The sequence below is a fragment of the Hyphomonadaceae bacterium ML37 genome (assembly GCA_027627685.1).
In the GTDB taxonomy this organism is placed as follows: domain Bacteria; phylum Pseudomonadota; class Alphaproteobacteria; order Caulobacterales; family Maricaulaceae; genus Oceanicaulis.
This window is the reverse complement of the sequence record CP091241.1, coordinates 1,907,028-1,930,880: the sequence shown is the minus strand read 5'-3', so window position 1 is coordinate 1,930,880 and position 23,853 is coordinate 1,907,028. Positions and strand designations below refer to the sequence as shown.

The window sequence follows — 23,853 nt, the reverse complement described above, 5'->3', positions numbered from 1 at the left end:
TTGAGGTCGGAGGAAGCCACATGCAGTCCCAAATCCGAGCGCTTGATCTGGCGCGGGCGCGCCTGGCGCAGCAGGCGGTGTCCTACACATTCGACATTCCCGTCGAGGACATCACACGCGCCACGCGCGGCTCCGCCCGCGCCGCGCTTGGCCGCCAGATCGCCATCTATCTCACCCATGTCGCGTTTGAGTTGAGCCTGGCGCGGACCGCCGAGGCGTTCGACCGCGACCGCTCCACAGCCGCCCATGCCTGTCACCGCATCGAGGACCGGCGCGACGACCCGGCGTTCGACCAGTGCCTGGACGAGCTGGAGGCGTGTCTGCGCAGCCTGCCGGGGCCGGGCCGGGCCAGAGGCGAGCTGGCGGCATGAGCGCCCCCAGCTGGCTCAAGCGCCTGGACGCGCAAGGCCGGGTGTTGGCGCCCTTGCCGGGCGGGCGGCGCGGCTATGGCGTGTTCTCAGGCGCGGACCGCAGACGGCGCCCGCTCGCCATTGCGGCGGATGCTGAGGCGCGCAAAGCGGAGGCTGATGGCGCGCTGGAGGCTGGCCCCCACGGCCTGGTGCTGACCGCTGCGGGACAGGCCCGATTAAGGCGCGATGAGGCGGGAGGCGATTTCGCGGCCCAGCACCGGCGCACCGGCGTGCGCACCGTGACGGGGCCTGAGGGCCGGATGCAAACCGTCCAGGCCGATCTCGACGCGTCCTCGCCGCTGGCGCGCTATGCCCGGGCGCGCGGCGATCAGCGCGCGCTGATCGAGCCGCTGCATCTGGCCGCCGCCGCGATCCTGCGTCAGGACTACGAGCGCTCGGCCCTGATGACGCGTGTGACCATGGACTGGAGTGGACAGCCCGGCGGTAAGGTGCGCCGCGCGCCGCGCGACCGCTCCGACGCGCCGGCCGGGCGGCTGGCGGCTCAGGCGCGGGTGCTGGACGCGCTGGAAGCTGTGGGCCCGGGCCTGGACCGTTTGCTGGTTGCGCTGGTCCTGCGCGAGGCGCCCATGGGCTCAGCCGAGCGCGAGCTGGGCTGGCCGTCGCGTAGCGGCGCGCCGGCGCTGAGGCTGGCGCTGGACCGGCTGGCCGTTCATTACCGCCTGACCGCGCCGACCGCGCCCGCTAACCCTTTTTCGGCGGCTGAGGCCGGGTGAAGAGGAGAGTGTCCGTCTTGTCGTTGCGGTCCGCAAAGCGGTAGCCGTCGACATTGAAGCGGGTGAGCGCTTCGGGGTCCTCAATCCGGTTTTCGATGATCCAGCGGGCCATCATGCCGCGCGCCTTCTTGGCAAACACCATCAGGGCGCGCAGCTGCCCGTCCTGCTCTTCCTTGAAATCCACGCTGATCACCCGCGCGCCCAGCCCCTTGAGCCGCGCCGCCTTGGCGTATTCTTGCGAGGCCAGATTGACCACGACGGGTGCAGGCGCGGCCTTGAGATCACCCTTGAGGGATTTGGCGATATCATCGCCCCAGAAATCATACAGCGTCGCGCCGGACCGCGTTTTCAGGCGTGTCCCCATCTCCAGCCGGTACGGGTGGATGGCGTCCAGCGGGCGCAGCACGCCATAGAGACCCGACAGGATGCGCAAATGGTCCTGCGCCCATTCAAGATCGGCGGGCTTCATGGAGCGCGCATCAAGGCCGCGATAGACCTCGCCGGCAAACGCGAAGGCGGCGGGCTGGCCGCCGGGGGCTTCGGGGTCAAAGGCCTGAAACCGCTCGCGGTTCAGTTGCGCCAGATCATCCGACAGATGCATCAGCTCCTTGAGCTTGCCCGCGCTCAGCTGGCGCGTGGTGCGCGACAGAATGCGGGTGCGGTCCATGAGCTCGGGCTGCGTCACGCGCGGCGCCGGGGCGGGCGTGAAGTCAAGTTGCTTGGCGGGTGAAAGCAGAATCAGCATCAGGCGTCCTCGTCAGTCTTTCACCCTGAGATAAGGTCTGGAGCGCCCGCGTCAAATCAACCGGGCGTCAGCCCAGCAGCACGCGCGGGTTCATGATGGAATGGGGATCGAGCACGCCCTTGATGGCGCGCATGACGCCCGCCTGCGCCGGTTTGCGCTGCAGGAACTCGGCCTGCTTGATCGTGCCAATGCCATGCTCGGCCGAGATCGAGCCGTGATGGCGGTCCACCAGATCGTAGAGCTGCGCGGTCACCGGCGCGGCGCGGGCCAGGAACTCGTCGCCGCCGCCGGGCGCGCGGCGCGCGATATTGAAGTGCACATTGCCGTCGCCGACATGACCGAACGCGATGACCAGAGCATCCTCCAGCGCATCTTCAGCCAGCGCGGAGGCTTCCTCCATGAACGCCGCCATGCGCGAGACCGGCACGGAGACGTCATGCTTGGCGGCCTTGCCGTGCGCCTTTTCGCCCTCGGGGATGGATTCGCGCAGGCGCCAAAATTCCGCCGCCTGGGCTTCGGACTGGGCGATCACGGCGTCGGAGACGAGGCCGCGTTCAAGCGCCGTCTCCAGCGCCCGCTCCATCAGGATTTCCGCCCGGTCCGGCTCGCCGCTGGTCACCTCGATCAGCACGCACCAGTCCGGCTGCCCGCTCAGCGGATGGCGCGCGCCCGGCACGTGGGCGACCACCAGGTCCAGCCCGATGCGCGGCATCAGTTCGAACGCACACACGGCTCCGCCGGTGGAATCCTTGATCAGCGACAAAAGCTCCACCGCGCCCGCCGGATCGTTGACGGCGGCGATGGCCACGGATGTGGAGGCCGGGCGGGCGAAGAGCTTCAGCGTCGCCGCCGTGACCACGCCTAGCGTGCCCTCCGCGCCGATGAAGAGCTGCTTGAGGTCGTAGCCGGTATTGTCCTTGCGCAGGCCCGCCAGGTCCGACAATACCTGACCGCCGGGCATTACCGCCTCAAGCCCCAGCACCAGATCGCGCATCATGCCGTAGCGCAGCACATGCACGCCGCCGGCATTGGTCGAGATCAGCCCCCCAATCATCGCCGAGCCTTGCGCGCCCAGAGATAGCGGGAAGAGCCGCCCGGCGTCGCGCGCGGCATTTTGGACAGTCTCGAGTATCGCGCCAGCCTCGCAGGTAAGCGAATCATTGGCCGGGTCCACCGCGCGCACAGCGTTCATGCGCTTCATCGAGATCACCACCTCGCCCAGAGGCGTGGAGCCGCCGACCAGTCCGGTATTGCCGCCCTGGGGCAGGACCGCGATCCGCCGCGCATGACAGATGTCGAGTATGCGCACGACTTCCGCCGTGCTGGCAGGCTTCAGGAGCAGGGGCGCCGAGCCGATAAACCGCCCGCGCCAGTCGCGCGCATGCGGCGCGATCTCATCAGGATCGCGGCTCCAGCTGGCGGGCGGCAGGGCGGATGTGAGGGCGTCGAGCGGGTCAGTGGTCATGGGGCGCATTGATGCAGATCGCAGAGGCGCTGAACAGGGGCTGCATCAGGCCAGGACGTATTGGCTTTCCAGCGTCGGGGCGCCGTCGCACCGCACGCGGCCTTGCTCCACCAGATGGATCAGATGCGCCAGCACCGAATGGGCTGCCGCCGGGTGCAGGCGCTTGTCCACATGGGCGTACATCGCCGCGACCAGCTCGCGGATTTGGCGCGGCCCGCCCGCGAGATGCTCCACGATCTGACGCTCGCGCGCCCGGCGGTGGCCGATATAGGCTGAGAGGAAGGATCGCGGTTTTTCGATCGCGGGGCCGTGGGTGGGGCGGATGAGATCAAACTGCGCGTCGCGCACCCGCTCCAGGGCCGCCAGATAATCGCCCATATGGCCGTCCGGCGGACTGACTACGGACGTGGACCAACCCATCACATGATCGCCGGAAAACAGCGTGTTCTCCTCAGCCAGCGCAAAGCAGACATGGTTGGAGGTGTGGCCCGGCGTGTGCAGCGCCGTCAGCGTCCAGCCCGGCCCCGCGAACACATCGCCGTCGGCGACTTCCTGATCCGGGCGAAACCTGGCATCGTCACCGGCCTCAAGGCGCACCTCGGTGTCGGCGCTGGCGGCCTGGCCCGGGCTCATGGCGTGGACGCGGCAGCCATGGCGGCGCGCCAGCGGATGGGCGAGGGGGGAGTGGTCCATATGGTGATGTGTCACCAGCACGTGGGTTACGCGCTCACCGGCCAATGCGGCATGTAGCGCCGCCTCGTGTTCGGGCAGCAGGGGCCCGGGATCGATCACCGCCACTTCGCCATGACCGATGATGAACACGCCGGTGCCGGTGTAAGTGAACGGGCCCGGATTGCGCGCGACCACTCGGCGCACGAGCGGTGATAGCGTTTCCACGGACGCGTAGGCGACATCAAGCTGGTGAACGAAGTCGATCATGCAGGGCGGCTCGCTTGAAGGAGGGCGTCACAATGCCGGCGCAGCGCGGCGGCGATGCGCCGGATGGCCTTGAGTTTATCGTCCAGCGGCAGCGACACGGGCGGGCCCATGTCGGTCTTGTTGGCGTCCACAATCCAGATATCGCCAGACGCGCGGTCGCGCAGCACATCCAGCCCGCCCCATTCGAGACGCAGCTGCGCGCAGAAGGCCGCGATCTGCGCGCGCTCGCCGACGCTGAACGCCGCCTCGGGCATGGTAAGGCGCACCTGCGCATTATGGTTCTCAAAACGCCGCGCGACGGGACGCCTTTTCACGAACACCGACGCAATTTCCCCGCCCACGGTTGCGCAGCGCAGGTCTTCCGCAAGACCGTCCGGGCCGACCGTGTCGATCAGCCGCTGGTAACACCGCCCCGGCTCGCGCTGGCAGGGTCTGGTGTGCACCCGCCCGTCATGGGCGGCATTGATTTCGGACTTGTCCACGAACGGGCCGTCAAACACTTCCGGATCAATGGCGAGCGGGCGGTCGAACACCGACTCAAACGCGTGCGCGACGCGGGATTTGGAGATGTCGGCGCAATCAAGGTTGATGCCCGGCCCGGTCCACCCATGCGGGTGCGCACAATGGGTGGCGTCCTCGAAATGGAACAGAATGTCTGCCTCATCCCGGCTTGAGGCGAGGCGCAGGCCGGACAGCAGCGCCGCGGCCCAGATCAGAAACCAGGGCCGGGGCGTGTGCGGCGCGAAGGCGATTCGCGGTCCGTCGCGCACCACCGTTTTTTCAAGCGATTTCACGGCCAGAAAATAAGGCATCCAATGGGCAAAATCGCTCAGCACCGCCGGTGACAGCGGCACGCGCACCCCGGTGGCGCGCACCCTCAGGGCAGCGCCTTCAAGCTCGAAATCGTGCCACCAGGCGCGCGCGTTCATGGATGGGTCTCCCTGGTCCCGATTTGCACTCTATGTCGTCCAGACGTCTGCGCAACTCAAGTGGCTGTGACCTGTGCGCGCTGGCCCGGGGCTTGCTTGCCGCCCGGGAGAAGTGCGGGCGCGAGGGTGAACATGGCGGATTGGCTCAAAACAGCGGCGATCTGGGTCAGCGCCCGATTGCGGATGGCTGCGCTGGCGCTGCTGGCCGTGATCGCCCTGCGCGCCGTCGCGGCCGGCCTGTCTCCCGACGCCACTGCGCCGTCATCGCCGCCGCCCGCTTCAGCCCCCATTCAGGAATACAATGATAGGGCGTCTGAAATGCTGACAGAGGGTGATTCAATGCGTTGACCCGAAAGTTGCTTGACTGCGCCGGACTGCGGGCTGCCCTTGATCAGGCAGGACGCAACGCTCACAAACCCGTTTCCTTCCCGTTCAATCGTCGAATTTGCACCGCATGATCGGATACATCGCCCGCCGCCTGCTTGTCGCCGTGCCCACGGTGCTGGTCGTCATCACGGTGGCGTTTTTCATGATGCGCATTGCGCCGGGCGGGCCGTTCGATCTCGAACAGCCCATGCCCGAGCAGATCCGCCAGAACATCCTTGCCGCCTACGGCATGGATCAGCCGGTGTGGAAGCAGTATCTCGACTACCTGGCAGGTTTGGTGCGCGGCGATCTGGGGCCGTCGCTGAAGTTCCGCGACAAGGACGTCGCCGACATCATCGCCGAGGGCTTTCCGGTGTCCGCCACGATCGGTTTGTTGTCCATCGCGCTGGCCCTGATGGTCGGATCAGTGCTCGGCTCCATCGCCGCTCTGCGTCAGAATTCGTCCGCTGATTTCGCCGTCGTCGGCTTCGCCACCATAGGCATCGTGATTCCGCCATTTGTCGTAGGGCCCGTTCTTTCACTTGTGGTCGGAATCTATCTGGGCTGGCTGCCATCGGGCGGACTGGATCCACGCCTGGGCATGACCGTCGACCGGCTGATCCTGCCGGTGGCGACACTGGCCCTGCCACAGATCGCCATCATCTCGCGGCTCATGCGCGCGTCCATGATCGAGGTGATCCGGTCCAACTATATCCGCACGGCACGCGCCAAAGGTCTGTCCGGACCTTCGGTCATCGTACGCCACGCCATGCGCAGCGCGATTTTGCCCCTGGTCAGCTATATCGGCCCGGCGGCGGCGGCCCTGTTGACCGGCTCCATCGTCATCGAGCAGGTGTTCTCGCTGCCCGGCATTGGACGTCAGTTTGTCTTCGCCGCATTGCAGCGCGACTACACGGTCGTGATGGGGGTTGTGATCCTGTACGCCAGCCTGATCATCCTGCTTAATCTGGTCGCTGACCTGCTCTACGCTGCGCTCAATCCGAAAGTGAAGTACGACTGATGGTGTTCACCTCCACCCCATCGGAAAAAACCGAGCTGCTTGAAAAGAGCGCCATTCAGGGCCGGTCCCTGTGGCAGGACGCGCTGGCGCGCCTGCTGCGCAACAGGGCGGCCGTATTCAGCATGATCCTGTTGGCGGTGCTCGTGCTGCTGGCCTTTTTGGGTCCGTATCTCTGGATCCACGACAGCGGCGAGATCTATCGCGATCGGGTCCAGATCCCGCCCACGTTCGAGCACTGGCACATTTTCGGCACCGATGCGCAGGGGCGCGACTTGTTCGCGCGCACGCTGGTGGGCCTGCGCATGTCCTTGCTGGTCGGCGTTGTGGCGACCGCAGTGTCGCTGGTGATCGGCGTGGCGTGGGGCGCGACGGCCGGTTTCCTGGGCGGGCGCGTGGATCAGATCATGATGCGGATCGTCGACGTCTTGTACTCGCTGCCCTTCATCTTCTTTGTGATCATTCTCATGGTGGTGTTCGGGCGGAACATCATCCTGATCTTCGTCGCCATTGGCGCGGTGGAGTGGCTGACCATGGCGCGCATCGTGCGCGGCCAGACCATTTCCCTGCGGTCCATGGAGTTCGTGGAAGCGGCTCAGGCCGCCGGCGTCAGCCAGGTCGCCATTATCCGGCGCCACATCGTGCCGAACGTGCTTGGACCGGTCGTTGTCTACGTCACGCTGACGATCCCCGTGGTGATTCTCGCCGAAAGCTTCCTGAGCTTCCTCGGACTGGGCGTGCAGGAGCCGCTGACCTCGCTGGGCAATCTCATCGCCAATGGCGCGCGGGACATGGAAATCGCCAACTGGACGCTGCTATTCCCGGCGGCGACGATGATGCTGACGCTGTTCTGCTTCAACTTCATCGGCGACGGCCTGAGAGACGCGATCGATCCGAAGGATCGCTAGGCGCGCTACTCCAGACGCCGCGCGCGGAAGCGGCGCGGATGATGGCTCAGCGCCATGAAATGCGATCCAAGCGCGCCCGGATACAGATCGGCCGTCAGCCCGTCCTCGATCCGGCTGCGCGTGACGCGTCCGAAATTCGTTGAATCGGTCTGCACCCAAACCTGACCATTCGCCAGCGTCACCATCGCCATGCCAACCCTGTCATAGGTCACGCGGGTAACCGGCATGGCGCGCATTTCCTCAACGCCGCCATCGGCGCGGTAGACAATCTGGCTGCCATCCTCCAGCGTTTCGGTGTCTGTTTCGCTGGTCTGGGAGCCGCTGCGGCGCAGCAGTCCGGTGAGCCGCTGGATGCCCGGCATGTCGATGCCGAAGCTCTCGCGCTCCAGCGCCCGCACCGCCTCGCGCTCGATCACCACGACGCGGCCGGTTTCAACCGCGGCGGCGAAGCGGGCGAGCTCCCGGTCGAGACAGGCCATGCGCTCGGCCTCGGGCTCCACGCTGCGGCACGCCATGAGGGCCTGATAGGCCGGTGCGGGCGGGTCGTCCTGGGCCTGTGCGGGCGGTATGGCGAGGGCGCCCAGCATCAGGGCGGCGGCGAAACGGGTAGCGGCCATGGTCTTGTCACCGGTTTTGCTTGCGTTCAGGTATAGTTCTCTAGGACATTGTCGCGCCGTCAAGGGCTGGCCGTCATGATACGGCGTCAGCCCGATGTGGCCATCGCTTCGGAGTCGTGTTCCGGGACGGGTCACGCTATGACTTGACGGTAATGTGCAATGTCCGGCCACGATGGCAGGCGTGCGCAGCATCACCACCCCCGCGCCCGGCGCGGACCCGGCGCAATGCGCACCGGACCATCCATGAAGGAGACTGCTTCGATGACCCTGACCCGACGCCTGATGCTCATGACGGCCGCCGGCGCCGCCGCGCTGACCCTCGCCGCCTGCGGGGACCGGCCTGCGGCCGACCCGGATTCGGTGGTGCTGCATCGCGGCAATAACGCCGAGCCGCTGTCGCTGGATCCGCACAAGGCTCAGGGCGTCTGGGAAAACAACATCATCGGCGACATGTTCATCGGCCTGTTTACCGAAGCGGCCGACGGGTCGCCCGTGCCGGGCATGGCGGAAAGCTGGGAGACGTCCGAAGACGGCATGAGCTGGACCTTCACCTTGCGCGAAGCCCAGTGGAGCGATGGCGAGCCGGTGACGGCGCAGGACTTCGTCTACGGTTTCCGCCGCATCCTCAATCCGCTGACCCTGTCTGAGTATTCCAAGGTCCTCTACCCGATCCGCAATGCGCGCAACGTAAATTTCGATCCCGAGAACAATCCGCCCGAAACGCTGGGCGTGAGCGCGCTGGACGACCGCACGCTGCGCATTGATCTGGAATTTCCGGCGCCCTACCTGCCGGGCTTGCTGACGCACTACACCACCTTCCCGCTGCCCTCCCATGTGGTGGAGCGGTTCGGAGATGCCTGGATCCAGCCCCAGAACATCCAGACCAACGGCCCGTACATTCTGGTGAACTGGCGTGCGAACGACTTTGTCCACCTGCGCCGCAACACCAATTTCTGGGACAATGAGAATGTCTGCGTCGACGAGGTGTTCTTCTACCCCATGGTGGACAACGCCGCCGCCGAGCGCCGCGTCCGCAATGGCGAGCTCGACATCAACGCCGACTTCGCCGGCCAGAACCTTCAGTTCCTGCGCGAGCAGATCCCTGATTATGTGCGCGTCCACCCGTACATGGGCCTGACCTATTTCTCCTTCAACACGGCCAACGCTCCGTTCGATGATGCGCGCGTGCGCAACGCTCTCTCCATGGCCATCGACCGCGATTTCATCGTCAACGAAATCCGCCGTTCAGGCGAGGACCCCGCCTACAGCTTCGTGCCGCCGACCATTGCAGACTATCCCTCGACCGCGCGGATGAGCTGGGCGGACCTGTCGATGGATCAGCGCCGCGAGCGTGCGCGTGAGCTGCTGCAGGAGGCCGGTTATGGACCGGACAATCCGCTGCGCTTCACCTTCGGCTACCGCACCTCGGGCGACAATCCGCGCGTGGCGCCGGTGGTCCAGCGTGACTGGGCGGAGATCGCACCGTGGGTGCGCGCAGACATCGTCGGGGCCGAGGCCCAGATCCACTACGCGAACATGCGCGCCGGCGACTTCCAGGTCGGCGATGGCGGCTGGATCGCGGACTATAACGATGTCTACAACTTCCTCTTCCTGGGGGAGAGCCGCTCAATCCCGATGAACTACTCGCGCTTCACCAACGAGGCGTTCGACACCATGGTGACGCAGGCCAATCAGCAGCTTGATCTGGAAACGCGCGGGCGCATGATGGCAGAAGCCGAGCAAATCCTGCTCGACGAACAGCCCATCATGCCTATCCACTATCTGGTGAACCGCGCGCTGGTCAGCCCGCAGGTCACCGGCTGGGTGGATAACGCCAACCACATCCACCGCACCCGCTATCTGTGCTTCGCCGACCAAGGCGGCGCCGAGCAGTAAGGGCAGGCGGCGGCTGAAGCCGGGGAGGCGGCTTCACCATGTCGGAACCCGATCTGGAAGCCGCCGCCCGCACGGCGGCCGAGCACGTGGCCGCAGTGGCTGCGGCGGAAGGGACGCGCCCCAGGGTGCGCCCCTCGCGCCCCGGCGCCTTGCGTCCCGACACCCCGGAAGGCGTGTGCGCCAATTGCGGCGCCACGCTGATGGGGCCGGTCTGCCATGCCTGCGGCCAGCATGCCGATCTTTACAAGCGTCCGGTGTGGCGTCTGATTGGCGACAGCGTCTCAGACATGTTCGCGCTGGACGGCCGTGTGGTGCGCACGCTTGTCGCGCTCATGGCATTTCCCGGCCGGGTAACCCGCGACTATCTCAAGGGCAGGCGGGGGCGGTACATTCCGCCCTTCCGGCTTTATCTCATCGCCTCGCTGGCCTTTTTCCTGATCCTGCCGCTGGTCAGTCCGTCAGACAGCATGATCGGCAATGATGCGGGCGCCGCCGCCGCGTCGCGCGAACGCCTGGACGAAGCTCTGGCCTCAGGTGAGATCACCGAAGACAATTATCGCGCTGCCATCGCGGCCCTCGAAACGCTGGCGGTGTTTGACCCCGAAGTCGCTTTCGCCGTCGACCCGGCGCCGGAGCCGGCGGACGAAGCCGACGCTGGCGCCGGGGCCGGGGATGCTCCGGCGGATGGCGAGGGCGAGGCGCCAGTCATTATGGACTTCAGTCGTGGTTTGTCGCCTGAGGCGGCTCAGGCCATGCGGCGAGTCATCGTGCCCGAAGAGTTCGGCGCCTCGACCGAGACGGTCACGGGGTCGAGAACCGCCCGCGCGTTCATCGCCGACCGGATCGAGCGTCTGGCGAGCCGCCCTGACCGCTGGGCGGCGGAGAGCCTCGCCTGGGCGCCGCGCATCATGTTCGTGATGGTGCCCCTTTTCGCCGGCCTTCTGGGTCTCGCGTATGCATGGCGGCGCGGATTTTTGTACTTCGACCATCTGGTCACCGCGCTGCAGTTTCATGCGGCGATCTTCATCGCCATGCTCCTGGCGATGGCTCTGGGCCTGGTCATCACGCCCGGCTGGGTGGTGCTGGCGTTTTTCATCTACGCCCATGCCTATCTCTACCGCCTGCTCAGGGTGGTCTATTCCACCGGACGCCTTCAGGCCGTGATGCGCGTGGCGGCGCTGGATGTCGCTTACGGGTGTTTGATCCTGCTCGGCCTGACGGCGGTGGTGTTATTGGGCGCCGTCAGCGTTTAAGCGGCCTTGACGCGCAGGCGGGGCGCGCGAATGCTCGCGCCAATCTTCAGCGCTCAGGCCGGGACCGTTTCATGGACTCTCTCAAATCCGCCATCCGCACCATTGCGGACTATCCCAAGCCGGGCATCCAGTTTCGCGATGTCACCACGCTGCTGGGCGATGCGCGCGCGTTTCGCAGCGCGATCGATGCGATGGTCCAGCCTCATGCCGGCGCCAAGATCGACAAGGTGGCGGGCATCGAGGCGCGCGGCTTTATTCTCGGCGGCGCGGTGGCCCACCAGCTGTCGGTCGGCTTCGTGCCGGTGCGCAAGAAGGGCAAGCTGCCCCACAAGACGCTGAGCCAGACCTATGAGCTCGAATACGGCGTCGACGAGGTGGAGATCCATGCGGACGCCATCGCGCCGGGCGAGACCGTGCTGCTCATCGATGACCTGATCGCCACCGGCGGTACGGCGGAAGCGGCCATCACCTTGCTTCGCAAGGCCGGGGCCGAGGTTATTGGCGCGAGTTTCGTTATCGACCTGCCGGACTTGGGCGGCGCCGCGAAAGTGTCTGCGATGGGCGTGCCGTGCGTCTCGCTGGTCGCCTTCGACGGTCACTAGCTCTGGGCAGGATCCGGCGCCGGCGCCGGATCAAAGCGGTCGAGATTGGCGCTGACGATGAGCGCGCGGACCTGGTCTGCGTAGGCGTCGCCGCTGGCCGCATACGGGCCGATATGCGCCGCCAGATCCAGGCCCGTCACAGGCGCTTGCCGGGCGCGCAGCTCGGCGCGCGCCGCCCGCAAAGGCGCGAAATCCGGGTGCGTATTGAGCAGGTCGACATAATCACCCGCCGAGGCCAGCAGGCTGGGGAAGCCGTCCAGACCGGCCGGCATGCGGCCGAACAGGGCGTTGCGGTTGCGCGCTGCGTCGCTGTCGCCCCAGCCCGTGGCGAGGATGGCCTGCGCTGCGCCCATTGAGGGCGGGATGATGTCGACCCGCTCCAGCAATCCGTCCAGATCCTCGTAGCGAACCCCGTAGCGGCGGGCGAGCGTGTCGCGCCTGGCCTGCTGGGACAGGAGCAGGGGCTGGTCCGCCTCCTCGATGGCGCGCATCTGAAGCAGCGCGGCGCGGTCATTCAGGATACGGGCGTTCTGCGCCGCGATCAGGCCCGAGGCGATCCGCGCAAACGTGTCGCGCCGTTCGCCTGCTTCCAGATCGGTCCAGTCGGCGGGGAGCGCTTCAAGCCGCATAGTGCCCGTGGACGGGTCCAGCGGCGCCATGGCCTGGCGCAATTCCTCGATCGAGCCGGCCGCCATCAGGCGCTCTTGAGGCGTCTCGCGCGTCACAGTCAAGGAGACGGCGAGGCTCATGAAGGAAAACCCGCTGATCACCACGGCGACCATGCCGGCATTGGCCCAGCGCCCGCCGCGCGGCAAAGGCGGCGCCACGCCGAACAGGCGCGCCACCGGCCCTGCGGTCCAGCCCTGGATGACCAGCGAGGCGATCACCACGGCGAAGGCTGCAGAGAAATAGAGGTTGGCGTTCTCGACGCCCGCGATCACCGGATATGCGCCCAGGAAGATCGGCACGGCGCCACGCAGCCCCATCCAGGCGATGAAAGCGCGCTCGTTCAGGCGGAAGCGCTCGGGCGCCAGACAGATCAGCACGGCCAGAGGGCGCGCCACCAGGATCAGGATCAGCGCCACGCCAAGCGCAGGCAGGGCCACTTCAGCGGCGTGGCTGGGCGTGATCAGCAGACCCAGCATGAGAAACATCCCGATCTGGGCCAGCCAGGCCAGCCCGTCGGAAAAGCGGTCCGTCGCCTCCGCCGCCCGGCGTGGGGAGGCGGCCAGCGCCACGCCTGCGAGATAGGCGGCCAGGAACCCGGACGCGCCGATGACCTGGGCGAAGGCGAAAAGGAAGACCGCGGCGGCGACGCCAAAGATCGGATAGAGGCCGATGGGCAGGCGCACTTTGCGCTCCATCCAGCCGATCAGCCGCCCGCCAAACCAGCCGATCAGCCCGCCCGCAACTAGGGCCCAGACGATAGACAGGGCGGCCGCAAATGGCTCCGGCGCGCCGCCTTCCGACAGCCAGGTCACCGCTGTGACCACCAGGATCACCGCCATGGGATCGTTGAAACCGGATTCGGCCTCCAGCGTCGTGGCCACGCGCGGGCGCGCTTTCAGGTCCCGGCCCGCAATCAGCATCAGCACGGCGGCGGCGTCGGTGGACGACACGATCGCGCCCAGCAGGAAGGCCTCAACCCAGCCCAGATCGAACAGGTATTTGGCCGCCGCCGCCGTCACGCCCGCTGTAATCAGCACGCCGACGGTGGCCAGACTCAAAGCCGGGCGCAGCACGCCCTTGAGCCGCCGCAGCTTGGTGCCCAACCCGCCATCGAACAGGATCAGCGCCAGCGCCAGCGAGCCCAGCAGATAGGCCGAGTTGTGATCGTGGAACACGATCCCGCCCGGACCTTCTTCGCCGGCCAGCATGCCGATCGCCAGGAAGATCAGCAAAAGCGGCGCCCCCGCCTGCCGCGTGGCGGCGGCGCCGGCAATGGCCAGCAGCACAAGCCCGGCGGCAGCCAGAAGGATGAGGTCGGACGTCTGCATGATGCTCAAGGGTATAGGGGCGTGCGCGCCGGCGTGAAAGCTGTGATATGGCCGCCGGCGCGTCAATCCGGGGGCCGTTTGCCGTCCGCCTGACGGTTGAGGTTTGGGCTGCGGCAGAATCCCGTCATGAAAGATGATCGAAAAGCTTGGGAGCTGCGCCCATGACGCCCGGTGAAGTGCTCGACATCGCGACCCAGGCGATCTGGACCCTGCTGGGCATGGCGGCACCCGTCATGCTGATCGGTCTGGCTGTGGGCCTGATGATCGCGCTGTTCCAGGCGCTGACCCAGGTTCAGGAAATGACGCTGGTCTTCGTGCCCAAGATCGTGGCGATCTTCCTGGCGCTGATCGTATTCCTGCCGCTCATGGGGGCGCTGCTCTCGGGCTATATGGACATGATTGTCGACCGGATCGTGGCGGGTTGACGCGATGATCGCCGCGTTCGATCCGGGCGTCAGCCTGTTCGCCGCGGCTCTGGTTTTCGCGCGCATGGGCGCGATCCTCATGTTGCTGCCGGGCATTGGCGAGATGGCGGTGCCGGGCCGGATCCGGCTGGCTTTCGCGCTGGCCTTCTCGCTGGCGGTGGGGCCGATGATCGCCCCGCAATTGCCGCCCGCGCCTGAAACGATGGCGGGGCTGGCCGGCCTGATCACGGTGGAAATCGTCATCGGGCTGATGATCGGCGCGGGCGCGCGTTTCCTGATGGCGGCGGCGGCGACCGCCGGCCAGATCATCGCCTATCAAACGGGCCTGGCGATGGCGCAGGCCTTCGACCCCATTCAGGGTCAATCCGGCGCGCTGCCGGCGCAGTTCTTCAATCTCCTCTTCCTGGTGCTGATCTTCGCCACCAATCTGCATCACATGCTGTTGCAGGCGGCCGCCGGCTCCTATGCGCTGATGCCGGCGGGCGAGGCGCCGATCTGGGGTGATGCGGCGCAATGGGCGCTGGGCCTGTTTGTCGACAGTTTCGTGATCGCCGTGCGCATTGCCTCGCCGCTGATTGCTTTTGGCCTGATTTTCTATCTCGGGCTGGGCGTGCTCTCGCGCCTGATGCCCCAGGCGCAGATCTTCTTCATCGCCATGCCGCTCAACATCATGATCGGGTTCGCCATTCTCGCGATCTCGCTGGGTACAATGGCGATGATCTGGACCGAGCGCCTGGAATCCTTCGCCGCGACGCTGGGATAGCGCCATGGCTGAAGGCGAAGACAAATCTGAAAAGACCGAGGAGCCGACCGAGCGCAAACTTCAAAAGGCGCGCGAGGAGGGCGATGTCGCCAAGTCCCAGGAAATTTCCGGCTGGTTCACGCTGGCCGCCGGGCTCGCCGTGATCGCCTTCATGGCGCCGGGTTTCACCCGCGCGCTGAGCGAGGCGATGACCGTGTTTCTCGAACAACCCCACCAGCTCAGCCTTGACCCCGGCGCGGCGATGGCGTTGCTGGCGCGCTCTCTGGTGGACATGGCCTTGATACTCGGCCTCGCCTACGCGCTGCTGATGGTCGCGGCGGCGTCCGGCAATCTGGTCCAGCACGGCCTGTTGTGGACGCCCAAGAAGATCGCCCCCAAACTTGACAAGCTGAACCCGGTCGAAGGGCTCAAGCGCATGTTCGGCCCGCAGGGCTGGGTGAATTTCCTCAAGGGCGTGGGCAAGATCATTCTGGTGAGCGTCGCCATTACACTGGTCCTCTGGCCGCGCCGCCATGATCTGGCGAGCTTCCCCATGGTCAGCCCGGCGCGCATGCTGGGCGAGGTTCATGAGGCGGCAATTCTTCTGCTGATCGCGGCGCTGATCGCCTACGCCGTCATCGCCGCGCTGGACCTCGTGTTTCAGCGTCGCGAGTTCATCCAGCGCAACAAGATGAGCCGCAAGGAGCTGCGCGACGAGTACAAGGAGACCGAGGGCGATCCCATGGTGCGCGCCAAGCTGCGCCAGATCCGCCAGGAGCGCGCCCAGAAGCGCATGATGAGCCGGGTGCCCGACGCGGCGGTGGTGATCACCAACCCGACCCACTACGCCATCGCGCTGGAATACGAGCAGGGCCGCACGCCCGCGCCGATCTGCATCGCCAAGGGCGTCGACGCCGTCGCGCTGCGCATCCGCGAGCGGGCCGAAGAGCTTGATATTCCCATCGTGGAGGACCCGCCGCTGGCGCGTGCGCTGTTCGCCACCTCCGATCTGGACGAGCCTATCGACCCCGAGCACTACGCTGCCGTGGCCAAAGTGATCGGCTATGTGCTGAGCCTGTCGGACAAGCGGCGGCGGTGAGGGGCGGGGCGAATCAATCATTCGATTTCGCCCGGCTGCAAACACGGTTAACCTTGATCCGTGATGCTCAAGGGCCGAATCGCTTCCCGCCTCCACGGAGCCCGCCATGACCGACGCCCCCATCGCCCAACCTGTGCGCTCCGCTGCATTGGCGCCAACCGCCGCCGAGACGCCGAGCCCAGCAATGGATAACGCGCCACTGGCGGCGGGCCGGACCGGTCCACTCGTGCGTCCGCTGATCCGGCTGGTGCTGTGGACGGCTGGGCTGGGCGCGCTGAGCGCGGCGGGCGTGGCGATCATCGCCGGCGCTGCGGCCGGGTGGCATGGCGTGGTGCTGCTGGGCGGTCTGGCCGCCGCCGCCATGCTGGTCCTGTACGCGCTGGCCGCGGGCGACGCGGCGGGCCGCGCCCTGCGCGGCGGCGAGGGCGCGCGCACGAGCCTGGCCGAAGCGGCGCTGGAAGCCTCGCCTGATCCGCTGCTGATTACGGGCGCTGCTGGCCGCACGGTCTGGGCCAACTCAGCCTACAAGGCGCTGGCGCGCGAGGCCGGCGTATCGGACATGTTCGGCGCGCCGGGACCCGAGCGCCTGTTCGCCGGCGACAGCGCGGCGGCGGTGTACCGGCTGGCGCGTGCCGGTGCGCGCGGCGAGGCGGCGCGCGAAACCCTGTCCATGCCGTCTCCAGGTCTCGACGCTGATGCGCTGTACCAGGCCGATGTCAGCCCGATGAGCACGGGCGCAGCATTGTGGCGGTTTGCGCCGCTGCGTGCGCCCGAGGCCCTTGATGCGCCGGGCGCGCCTGACTGGGCCGAACATGCGCCCGTGGGTCTGTTCCTCGCCGACGGGGAGGGGCGCGTGCTGGGCGCCAACGCGACCTTGCGCGGCTGGCTGGGTGTCGATGCAGGCAAGGCGCTGAAGGTCAAAGATTTCCTGTCCGCTGAGAGCGCTGGCGCCATTGTGCGTGCGCGCGGCGCCGGCGCGGTGACGCGCCTTGAAGCGTCTCTCAAGGCGCGCGGCGGGGTGGAGACGCCGGTCGTCCTCGCACTGGACTGGAGCGGGGCGACCCCCGCGTGCGCGCGGGTAGTGGTCTATGGCCTGTCGCCGGCAGGCACGCCGCCGGGCATCGCCCAGCTGGCTGAGGCAGGCGGGGCGGCCAAGGGCGGGCGCACGTTTGACGACATGTTCACCACCGCCCCCTTCGGCGTGGCGCGGCTGGACGGCATGGCGCTGGAAGACGCGGTGATCGAAGACGCCAATCCCACACTCATTGAGCTGTCGGGCGGTGTGGCCATTCCAGGCAAACGCTTTCTCGACCTGTTCCGGATCACCGGCGGAGATACGCCCGACCTGGTGTTCACAAACGCGCTGGCCGGGCGCGGCGAGCCCAGCGAGGCCTGCCTGATCTGCGGTGACGGCGTGCGGGCGGTGCATGTGTTCCTGGCGCCGGTGCGCGCGGGCAAGCGCGCGGCGTACTTCATGGACGTCACCAGCTGGAAAGAGCTGGAACAGCAGGTCGATCAGGCTGGCAAGATGCAGGCGGTGGGCCAGCTGGCCAGCGGCGTCGCCCATGATTTCAACAACATGCTGACCGTGGTGAAGTTCCATTTGGGCGAATTGCTGGCGCGCCATCCGGTGGGCGATCCCAGCTATTATGATCTGCAGCAATTGCGCTCGGTCAGCGCGCGTCAGGCCGGCCTGGTGCGCCAGCTGCTGGCGTTCTCGCGCAAGCAGACCTTCCGCATGACCGTGTTCGATCTGTCCGAAGTGCTGTCGGACTGCAGCCACATGCTCAATCAGGTGCTCGAAGAGACCGTCCGGCTGGACATCCGGCATGGCCGCGATCTGCCGCTGGTGCGCGCCGACCGGGTGCAGATCGACAATATTCTGGTCAATCTCGCCACCAATGCCCGCGACGCCATGAAAGCCCAGGGCGGCGGCGTGCTGACCATCACCACCGAGGCGGTGGACGCCGCCCATGTGCGCCGCGCCGGGGCGCCCGAGCCTGCCGAGGGGCCGTGGGCGGCGATCCATGTGGCCGATACCGGCACCGGCATGGACGAGGCGACGCGGGCGAAGATTTTCGAGCCCTTCTTCACGACCAAGGCCCATCAGGGCGGAACGGGCCTTGGCCTGTCCACGGTCTACGGCATCATCAAGCAGTCGGGAGGTTTCCTGTTTGTGGATTCCAAGCCGGGCAAGGGCACGGTGTTCCACATCTATCTGCCGGGTCATGAGCCCAGCGTGCAGGAGGCCGAGACGCTGGTGGTCGAAGCCGCCGCCGCGGAGACCAAACCCGAGCCGCGCGATCAGGCCGGCCATGGCCGCATCCTGTTCGTCGAGGACGAGCAGATGCTGCGCTCTGTCGCCGCCAGCACGTTGCGCCGCAAGGGCTATGACGTGGTTGAAGCCTGCGATGGCGAGGAGGCGCTGGAGATCCTCGAAGCCGATCCGGAAAGCTTTGATCTTCTCTTGTCGGATGTGGTGATGCCCGGCATGTCAGGCCCCAAACTGCTCACCAACGCGCGCCACCTTCTGGGGTCGGCGCGCATCGTGTTCATCTCCGGCTATGCCGAAGAGGATTTCTCCGACACGCTATCGGCGGATCTGGCCATCTCCTTCCTGCCCAAGCCGTTCGAGATCACCGACCTGGCCGAACGCGTGAAGCAGGAACTGGCCGAAGCCGGACGCTAGCCCGGGACGCCTTCCGGCGGGCCAATTTGTTCTACTTGCGTTCCGGGAACAAAATGTGTACTTTTTGGCCATGAGCCCTGCATTGCCCGACTCGGGCGGGCATGCCAGAAGGAGACATGATCATGGCCGAGGCCAAGCTGCGCGTTGTGAAGGCAGAGAATATGGACAAGCAAAAAGCGCTGGACGCCGCCCTTTCCCAGATTGACCGCGCCTTCGGCAAGGGTTCGGTCATGAAGCTCGGCTCGCGGCCGATCCAGAATATCGAATCCATCTCCACCGGCTCGCTGGGTCTGGATATCGCGCTGGGCGTGGGCGGCCTGCCCAAGGGGCGGATCATCGAAATCTATGGCCCGGAAAGCTCGGGCAAGACCACGCTCGCTCTGCATACGGTCGCCGAAGCGCAGAAAGCGGGCGGCGTGGCGGCATTCATCGATGCTGAACATGCGCTGGACCCGATCTATGCGCGCAAGCTGGGCGTGGATGTGAGCGAACTGCTGATTTCCCAGCCCGATACCGGCGAGCAGGCGCTGGAGATCGCCGATACGCTGGTGCGCTCGGGCGCGGTGGACGTGCTGGTGATCGACTCGGTGGCCGCACTGACCCCGCGCGCCGAGTTGGAAGGCGAGATGGGCGATTCGCTGCCCGGCCTGCAGGCGCGCCTGATGAGCCAGGCGCTGCGCAAGCTGACCGGCTCGATCTCCAAATCCAATTGCCTGGTGGTCTTCATCAACCAGATCCGCATGAAGATCGGCGTGATGTTCGGCAGCCCGGAAACGACGACGGGCGGCAATGCGCTGAAATTCTATGCCTCGGTGCGTCTGGACATTCGCCGCATCGGTTCCATCAAGGACCGAGATGAGGTGATCGGCAACCAGACCCGCGTCAAAGTGGTCAAGAACAAGGTCGCGCCGCCCTTCCGCGAGGTGGAGTTCGACATTCTGTTCGGCGAAGGCATCTCCAAGACCGGTGAGCTGATCGATCTGGGCGTGAAGGGCAATATCATCGAGAAATCGGGCTCCTGGTATTCCTATGAGTCCGAACGCATCGGGCAGGGACGGGAGAATGCGCGCAAATTCATGCTCGATAATCCCGACATGGCTGCGCGGATCGAAGCCAAGGTGCGCGCCAATGCCGGGCTGATCGCCGAGGAATTGCTGGTCGGACCAAGCGAACATGACGATCACGGCGACGAGGAGGCCGTCGGCTAATAAGGGCCGCGCGCGCCGTGCATCACCCTAAGCTGGCTGCACAATCTACAGCGGGCGCTTGGCGAAGCCGGGCGCCCGCACGTATATGGGCGCTCAACTGGCTGGCGCGTCCGGCGCCGGCCGCCCCCTGCGCTATGGCGCGCCGCGCGCCCGGAGTGATCGATGACAGCCTTGGCCGATATTCGCAGCCAGTTTCTGGGCTTTTTTGCATCCCGGGATCATGAAGTGGTCGCCTCCGCGCCGCTGGTGCCCCAGGACGATCCCACCTTGCTGTTCGTCAATGCCGGCATGGTGCCGTTCAAGAACGCCTTCACCGGGACCGAGACGCGGGCCAAGCCGCGCGCGGTCTCGTCGCAGAAATGCGTGCGCGCGGGCGGCAAGCACAATGATCTCGACAATGTGGGCTATACCGCGCGCCACCACACCTTCTTTGAAATGCTGGGGAATTTCTCCTTCGGCGACTATTTCAAGGACGAGGCGATCGATTTTGCCTGGACCGTGGTCACCCGCGAGTTCGGGCTCGATCCTGACCGTCTTCTGGTAACGGTCTATGCCGAGGATGAAGAAGCGGCGGCCATCTGGCGCAAGGTGGCGGGCCTGCCCGATTCGAAGATCCTGCGTATCGCGACTTCGGACAATTTCTGGTCCATGGGCGATACCGGTCCGTGCGGGCCGTGTTCGGAAATCTTCTATGACCATGGCGCGGATGTGCCCGGCGGTCCTCCGGGCAGCCCGGACGAGGATGGCGACCGCTTCATCGAGATCTGGAATCTCGTCTTCATGCAGTTCGAGCAGCTGGCCGGTGGCGAGCGGCGCAATCTGCCCAAACCCTCCATCGACACCGGCATGGGGCTGGAGCGCATCGCCGCGGTGCTGCAAGGCGTGCATAATAACTACGATATCGACCTGTTCCGCACCCTGATCGCGGCGCAGGAAGACGCGCTGAAGGTCAAGGCGCAGGGCGACGCGCTGGCCAGCCACCGGGTGATCGCGGACCATATGCGCGCCACCAGCTTCCTGATTGCCGATGGCGTGACGCCGTCCAATGAGGGCCGCGGCTATGTGCTGCGCCGGATCATGCGCCGCGCCATGCGCCACGCCCACATGCTGGGCGCGCAGGAGCCGGTGCTGTATTCGCTGGCGCGCACGCTGGCCGATGAGATGGGCGCTGCCTATCCCGACCTCACCCGCGCTTTGCCCGCCATCGAGGAGACCCTGCGCGGCGAGGAAGAGCGCTTCCAGCGCACGCTCGGCCGGGGGCTGGGCCTGCTCGAGGACGCTGCGGCCAATCTCAAGCCGGGTGAAGCGCTGGCAGGTGAGACCGCGTTCAAGCTCTACGACACATATGGCTTCCCGCTCGACCTCACACAGGACGCCCTGCGCGCGCGCGGGCTGACGGTGGACGAGGCCGGGTTCGAGACCGCCATGGAGCGCCAGCGCGCCCAGGCCCGCGCCCACTGGGCCGGATCCGGCGACGCCGCGACGGACGGGCTCTGGTTCACCCTGCGCGACCGCGCCGGCGAGACCCGGTTCACCGGCCACGGCGCCTATGACGGGACTGGAACCCTGCAGGCGATCATCGCAAATGGCGCTGAAGCTGACGCGCTCAAAGCCGGCGAGACTGCCGAGCTGGTGTTCGACCAGACCCCGTTCTACGCCGAGGGCGGCGGCCAGATCGGCGATAGCGGGCAGATCGTATTCGACAACGGCGCGCGCTTTGCCGTGCGTGATGTGCAAAAGCGCGCCGGTTCGCTCTACGCCCATATCGGCACGCTGACCGAAGGCGTGATCAAGACCGGCGACACCGCGACCCTGTGCGCCGATGATGCGCGCCGGCGCCAGACCCGGTCCAATCACTCGGCCACCCACCTGATGCACGCCGCGCTGCGCTCGGTGCTGGGGCTGCATGTGACCCAGAAAGGCTCCTATGTGGGCCCGGACCGGCTGCGCTTTGACTTTTCCCATGGCCGTGCCGTCACCGCCGAAGAGATCGCGGCGATCGAGGCGCAGGTGAATGCGGTCATCCGCCAGAATGCGCCCGCGCAGATCGCCGAGATGACCCCGGCGGAGGCCATCGAGAAAGGCGCGCTGGCTCTGTTTGGCGAGAAATATGGCGAGCGCGTGCGCGTGCTGGCCATGGGCAATGCGCTGGACGGCGAGGGCAAGAGCTATTCGGTGGAGCTGTGCGGCGGCCTGCATGTGGCGCGCACCGGCGATATCGCCCTGTTCAAGATTGTCGGCGAAGGCGCGGTGAGCGCCGGGGTGCGCCGCATCGAGGCGTTGACGGGTGAGGCCGCGCGCCAATGGCTGGAAACCGAAGCGGGCATCGCGCGTGCTGCGGCGGGACAATTGAAGATCCCGACCCAGGACCTGGTGGCGCGCATCGCCGCCCTGCAGGACGAGCGCAAGAGCCTCGACCGGCAGCTGGCCGACGCCAAGAAGCAGCTGGCCATGGGCGGGGCGTCCGGCGGCGCCAGCGCGGCGCCCGAGGCGCTGGGTTCGCTCCAGTTCCTTGGCCGCATTCTCGAAGGCGTGGGCGGCAAGGATGTGCGCGACATGGTCCATGAGGCGCGCCAGCAATTGACCAGCGGCGTCGCGGCCTTCGTGGGCGTGGATGACGGCAAGGCCGCGGTGGCGGTGGCGGTGACGCCGGACCTCGCCGGCCGGATCGACGCCGTGGCGCTGGTGCGCGCGGGCGCCGAGCTGGTGGGTGGCAAGGGCGGGGGCGGCAAGCCGGATCTGGCCCAGGCGGGCGGACCGGACGGCGCCGGCGCGGAAGCCGCGCTGGCGGCGATCCGCGAGGCGGTGCGCGCGGCGGCGTCCGGCTGATTTTTCGCCGATGGCTCAATGGCCTGCCCGCAACGCCTCCCGTTTGTCACGCGGGCGGTGTAAAGTGCGCTCACGAAGAGGGGGGCGGGCGATGAATGCAGGAACGATTTCGGGCTGGATGCGCGGTATGGCGGCGGCCGGGCTGGCCTGTCTGGCTTCGGCCTGCGTGACGGCGCCGCCGTCGCTGTCCCCGTCCGGTTTCTCCGCCCAACAGGATGTGTCCACCACGCTGGCGCCCGCCCCGCGCGACCCCGAGACCGCCGGGTTCGAAATCGAAGGCGAGAACTTCCACGCCGTCATCACCTTTCGTGAGATCGACGGCCGGGTGGCCGCGCTGTTCAGCGGCCATGGTTTCCGGACGGGCCCGGTGGAGACAGAATTCGACCTGACCCAGCCCTGGGTCAGCGATGGCGAGCGGGTCTACACTGAAGGCTCACTGCTGGACCGGGTGCGAGTGTCCATGCGTGCGCGGCCATGCACTGCGTCAGATGGCGTCTGGGCGCGCGAGGCGTCCGTTCTGGTCGGGCGTCTGGGCTATCACGGCTGTGCGCGCGAAACGGGTCCCAATCCGAGCTGGACTGAACACCTTCCCGCCCTGATGACCGATATCGGCCAGTGCGTCAGTGCGGCGCGCAATTCCTCCATGGCCTTCGTGCGCGGCAGCGGGCAGGCCCACGTGCTTTATGCGGCGCGCGAGCGGGCAGGCACGCGGGTGCGCATGCGCTTTGGCGAATCCGGGCGGTGGGACTGCCTGATCGGGGAGCGCGGGCCGGAGTTTTCAGTGGTCAGCGACCGCGCCGAGCCAGCGCCGGGCGAGGCTGACCCGGTCTTTATCCCCGGCGCCATGCCCGATGATGGCGAGGGCTGTTATCTATATGAGGCGGTTCATGACGCCAGCGGCCGCCCGGCGGGCGCGCTGGCCTATGATGTGTGCGGCACCGGCGCGATCTCGATCAGCCAGCTGGACCGCGCCCGCTGACAC

21 protein-coding genes are annotated in these 23,853 nt (G+C 66.8%); 15 read left to right on the top strand and 6 right to left on the bottom strand.

The genetic code is table 11. The annotated features are described in order from the left end of the window. The first annotated feature begins 20 nt into the window (after positions 1-20). Complete coding sequence (locus tag L2D01_09480; GenBank protein ID WBQ09125.1) at positions 21-371, top strand: chromosomal replication initiator DnaA; 351 nt, start codon at positions 21-23, stop codon at positions 369-371. After that, positions 368-1,144, top strand: a complete 777-nt coding sequence (locus L2D01_09475; GenBank protein WBQ09124.1) for a DUF6456 domain-containing protein — start codon at positions 368-370, stop codon at positions 1,142-1,144. The genes L2D01_09480 and L2D01_09475 overlap by 4 nt, the downstream gene beginning before the upstream one ends. On the opposite strand, the gene yaaA is transcribed toward L2D01_09475, so the two are convergent. The 4 genes from yaaA to L2D01_09455 all read right to left on the bottom strand — a co-directional run bounded on the left by yaaA (position 1,113) and on the right by L2D01_09455 (position 5,222). Then, positions 1,113-1,889 carry a peroxide stress protein YaaA gene (gene yaaA / locus L2D01_09470; protein WBQ09123.1) on the bottom strand — a complete coding sequence of 259 codons (777 nt, stop codon included), beginning with the start codon at positions 1,887-1,889 and terminating at the stop codon, positions 1,113-1,115. The genes L2D01_09475 and yaaA overlap by 32 nt on opposite strands. A gap of 67 nt (positions 1,890-1,956) precedes the next feature. Continuing rightward, positions 1,957-3,354: an FAD-binding oxidoreductase gene (locus L2D01_09465; GenBank protein WBQ09122.1), complete on the bottom strand. Its 1,398-nt coding sequence runs from the start codon at positions 3,352-3,354 to the stop codon at positions 1,957-1,959. Positions 3,355-3,399: 45 nt separating this feature from the next. Then, positions 3,400-4,293, bottom strand: coding sequence for an MBL fold metallo-hydrolase (locus tag L2D01_09460; GenBank protein ID WBQ09121.1), 894 nt, complete (start codon positions 4,291-4,293; stop codon positions 3,400-3,402). Beyond that, complete coding sequence (locus tag L2D01_09455; protein WBQ09120.1) at positions 4,290-5,222, bottom strand: hypothetical protein; 933 nt, start codon at positions 5,220-5,222, stop codon at positions 4,290-4,292. The genes L2D01_09460 and L2D01_09455 overlap by 4 nt, the downstream gene beginning before the upstream one ends. A gap of 132 nt (positions 5,223-5,354) precedes the next feature. On the opposite strand from L2D01_09455, the gene L2D01_09450 reads away from it, so the two are divergent. From L2D01_09450 to L2D01_09440, 3 genes are all read left to right on the top strand, one after another. Beyond that, positions 5,355-5,570 carry a hypothetical protein gene (locus L2D01_09450; protein WBQ09119.1) on the top strand — a complete coding sequence of 72 codons (216 nt, stop codon included), beginning with the start codon at positions 5,355-5,357 and terminating at the stop codon, positions 5,568-5,570. A 106-nt stretch (positions 5,571-5,676) separates the two neighbouring features. After that, positions 5,677-6,609, top strand: a complete 933-nt coding sequence (locus tag L2D01_09445) for an ABC transporter permease subunit (protein WBQ09118.1) — start codon at positions 5,677-5,679, stop codon at positions 6,607-6,609. Beyond that, positions 6,609-7,514 (top strand): ABC transporter permease subunit, encoded by a 906-nt coding sequence (locus L2D01_09440; GenBank protein ID WBQ09117.1) that lies wholly within the window; start codon positions 6,609-6,611, stop codon positions 7,512-7,514. Before L2D01_09445 ends, L2D01_09440 begins: the two co-directional genes overlap by 1 nt. Positions 7,515-7,519: 5 nt before the next feature. On the opposite strand, the gene L2D01_09435 is transcribed toward L2D01_09440, so the two are convergent. After that, positions 7,520-8,131, bottom strand: a complete 612-nt coding sequence (locus L2D01_09435; GenBank protein WBQ09116.1) for a hypothetical protein — start codon at positions 8,129-8,131, stop codon at positions 7,520-7,522. A gap of 261 nt (positions 8,132-8,392) precedes the next feature. Between L2D01_09435 and L2D01_09430 the strand changes: the two genes are divergently transcribed. The 3 genes from L2D01_09430 to L2D01_09420 all read left to right on the top strand — a co-directional run bounded on the left by L2D01_09430 (position 8,393) and on the right by L2D01_09420 (position 11,882). Next, positions 8,393-10,027 (top strand): peptide ABC transporter substrate-binding protein, encoded by a 1,635-nt coding sequence (locus tag L2D01_09430; protein WBQ09115.1) that lies wholly within the window; start codon positions 8,393-8,395, stop codon positions 10,025-10,027. A gap of 38 nt (positions 10,028-10,065) precedes the next feature. After that, positions 10,066-11,280, top strand: coding sequence for a DUF3667 domain-containing protein (locus L2D01_09425; GenBank protein WBQ09114.1), 1,215 nt, complete (start codon positions 10,066-10,068; stop codon positions 11,278-11,280). Between the two features lie 71 nt (positions 11,281-11,351). Continuing rightward, on the top strand, positions 11,352-11,882 hold the full coding sequence (locus tag L2D01_09420) for an adenine phosphoribosyltransferase (GenBank protein ID WBQ09113.1): 531 nt from the start codon (positions 11,352-11,354) through the stop codon (positions 11,880-11,882). On the opposite strand, the gene L2D01_09415 is transcribed toward L2D01_09420, so the two are convergent. After that, entirely contained in the window at positions 11,879-13,879 is a 2,001-nt protein-coding gene (locus tag L2D01_09415; protein WBQ09112.1) for a potassium/proton antiporter, read from the bottom strand. The genes L2D01_09420 and L2D01_09415 overlap by 4 nt on opposite strands. Positions 13,880-14,040: 161 nt before the next feature. Here L2D01_09415 and fliQ point away from each other — a divergent pair, with 161 nt between their 5' ends. The 7 genes from fliQ to L2D01_09380 all read left to right on the top strand — a co-directional run bounded on the left by fliQ (position 14,041) and on the right by L2D01_09380 (position 23,850). After that, entirely contained in the window at positions 14,041-14,304 is a 264-nt protein-coding gene (gene fliQ / locus L2D01_09410) for a flagellar biosynthesis protein FliQ (GenBank protein WBQ09111.1), read from the top strand. Between the two features lie 4 nt (positions 14,305-14,308). After that, positions 14,309-15,067, top strand: coding sequence for a flagellar type III secretion system protein FliR (gene fliR, locus L2D01_09405; protein ID WBQ09110.1), 759 nt, complete (start codon positions 14,309-14,311; stop codon positions 15,065-15,067). Positions 15,068-15,071: 4 nt separating this feature from the next. After that, the gene (flhB, locus tag L2D01_09400) at positions 15,072-16,145 is read left to right on the top strand and encodes a flagellar biosynthesis protein FlhB (GenBank protein WBQ09109.1); all 1,074 of its coding nucleotides are present in this window, start codon (positions 15,072-15,074) and stop codon (positions 16,143-16,145) included. Between the two features lie 106 nt (positions 16,146-16,251). Next, the gene (locus tag L2D01_09395) at positions 16,252-18,834 is read left to right on the top strand and encodes a response regulator (GenBank protein WBQ09108.1); all 2,583 of its coding nucleotides are present in this window, start codon (positions 16,252-16,254) and stop codon (positions 18,832-18,834) included. Between the two features lie 161 nt (positions 18,835-18,995). Then, positions 18,996-20,042, top strand: a complete 1,047-nt coding sequence (recA, locus tag L2D01_09390) for a recombinase RecA (protein WBQ11634.1) — start codon at positions 18,996-18,998, stop codon at positions 20,040-20,042. A gap of 162 nt (positions 20,043-20,204) precedes the next feature. After that, the gene (gene alaS / locus L2D01_09385) at positions 20,205-22,871 is read left to right on the top strand and encodes an alanine--tRNA ligase (protein ID WBQ09107.1); all 2,667 of its coding nucleotides are present in this window, start codon (positions 20,205-20,207) and stop codon (positions 22,869-22,871) included. 91 nt (positions 22,872-22,962) lie between these two features. Continuing rightward, the gene (locus tag L2D01_09380; protein ID WBQ09106.1) at positions 22,963-23,850 is read left to right on the top strand and encodes a hypothetical protein; all 888 of its coding nucleotides are present in this window, start codon (positions 22,963-22,965) and stop codon (positions 23,848-23,850) included. Positions 23,851-23,853: the final 3 nt, after the last annotated feature.

Coding starts and splice junctions, on each gene's coding strand:
- L2D01_09440 (WBQ09117.1), top strand. CDS start 6,609: ATGGTGTTCACCTCCACCCCATCGGAAAAAACCGAGCTGCTTGAAAAG.
- L2D01_09450 (WBQ09119.1), top strand. CDS start 5,355: ATGGCGGATTGGCTCAAAACAGCGGCGATCTGGGTCAGCGCCCGATTG.
- yaaA (WBQ09123.1), bottom strand. CDS start 1,889: ATGCTGATTCTGCTTTCACCCGCCAAGCAACTTGACTTCACGCCCGCC.
- fliR (WBQ09110.1), top strand. CDS start 14,309: ATGATCGCCGCGTTCGATCCGGGCGTCAGCCTGTTCGCCGCGGCTCTG.
- L2D01_09430 (WBQ09115.1), top strand. CDS start 8,393: ATGACCCTGACCCGACGCCTGATGCTCATGACGGCCGCCGGCGCCGCC.
- L2D01_09420 (WBQ09113.1), top strand. CDS start 11,352: ATGGACTCTCTCAAATCCGCCATCCGCACCATTGCGGACTATCCCAAG.
- L2D01_09435 (WBQ09116.1), bottom strand. CDS start 8,131: ATGGCCGCTACCCGTTTCGCCGCCGCCCTGATGCTGGGCGCCCTCGCC.
- flhB (WBQ09109.1), top strand. CDS start 15,072: ATGGCTGAAGGCGAAGACAAATCTGAAAAGACCGAGGAGCCGACCGAG.
- alaS (WBQ09107.1), top strand. CDS start 20,205: ATGACAGCCTTGGCCGATATTCGCAGCCAGTTTCTGGGCTTTTTTGCA.
- L2D01_09415 (WBQ09112.1), bottom strand. CDS start 13,879: ATGCAGACGTCCGACCTCATCCTTCTGGCTGCCGCCGGGCTTGTGCTG.
- L2D01_09395 (WBQ09108.1), top strand. CDS start 16,252: ATGACCGACGCCCCCATCGCCCAACCTGTGCGCTCCGCTGCATTGGCG.
- L2D01_09465 (WBQ09122.1), bottom strand. CDS start 3,354: ATGACCACTGACCCGCTCGACGCCCTCACATCCGCCCTGCCGCCCGCC.
- L2D01_09445 (WBQ09118.1), top strand. CDS start 5,677: ATGATCGGATACATCGCCCGCCGCCTGCTTGTCGCCGTGCCCACGGTG.
- fliQ (WBQ09111.1), top strand. CDS start 14,041: ATGACGCCCGGTGAAGTGCTCGACATCGCGACCCAGGCGATCTGGACC.
- L2D01_09460 (WBQ09121.1), bottom strand. CDS start 4,293: ATGATCGACTTCGTTCACCAGCTTGATGTCGCCTACGCGTCCGTGGAA.
- L2D01_09425 (WBQ09114.1), top strand. CDS start 10,066: ATGTCGGAACCCGATCTGGAAGCCGCCGCCCGCACGGCGGCCGAGCAC.
- L2D01_09380 (WBQ09106.1), top strand. CDS start 22,963: ATGAATGCAGGAACGATTTCGGGCTGGATGCGCGGTATGGCGGCGGCC.
- recA (WBQ11634.1), top strand. CDS start 18,996: ATGGACAAGCAAAAAGCGCTGGACGCCGCCCTTTCCCAGATTGACCGC.
- L2D01_09480 (WBQ09125.1), top strand. CDS start 21: ATGCAGTCCCAAATCCGAGCGCTTGATCTGGCGCGGGCGCGCCTGGCG.
- L2D01_09455 (WBQ09120.1), bottom strand. CDS start 5,222: ATGAACGCGCGCGCCTGGTGGCACGATTTCGAGCTTGAAGGCGCTGCC.
- L2D01_09475 (WBQ09124.1), top strand. CDS start 368: ATGAGCGCCCCCAGCTGGCTCAAGCGCCTGGACGCGCAAGGCCGGGTG.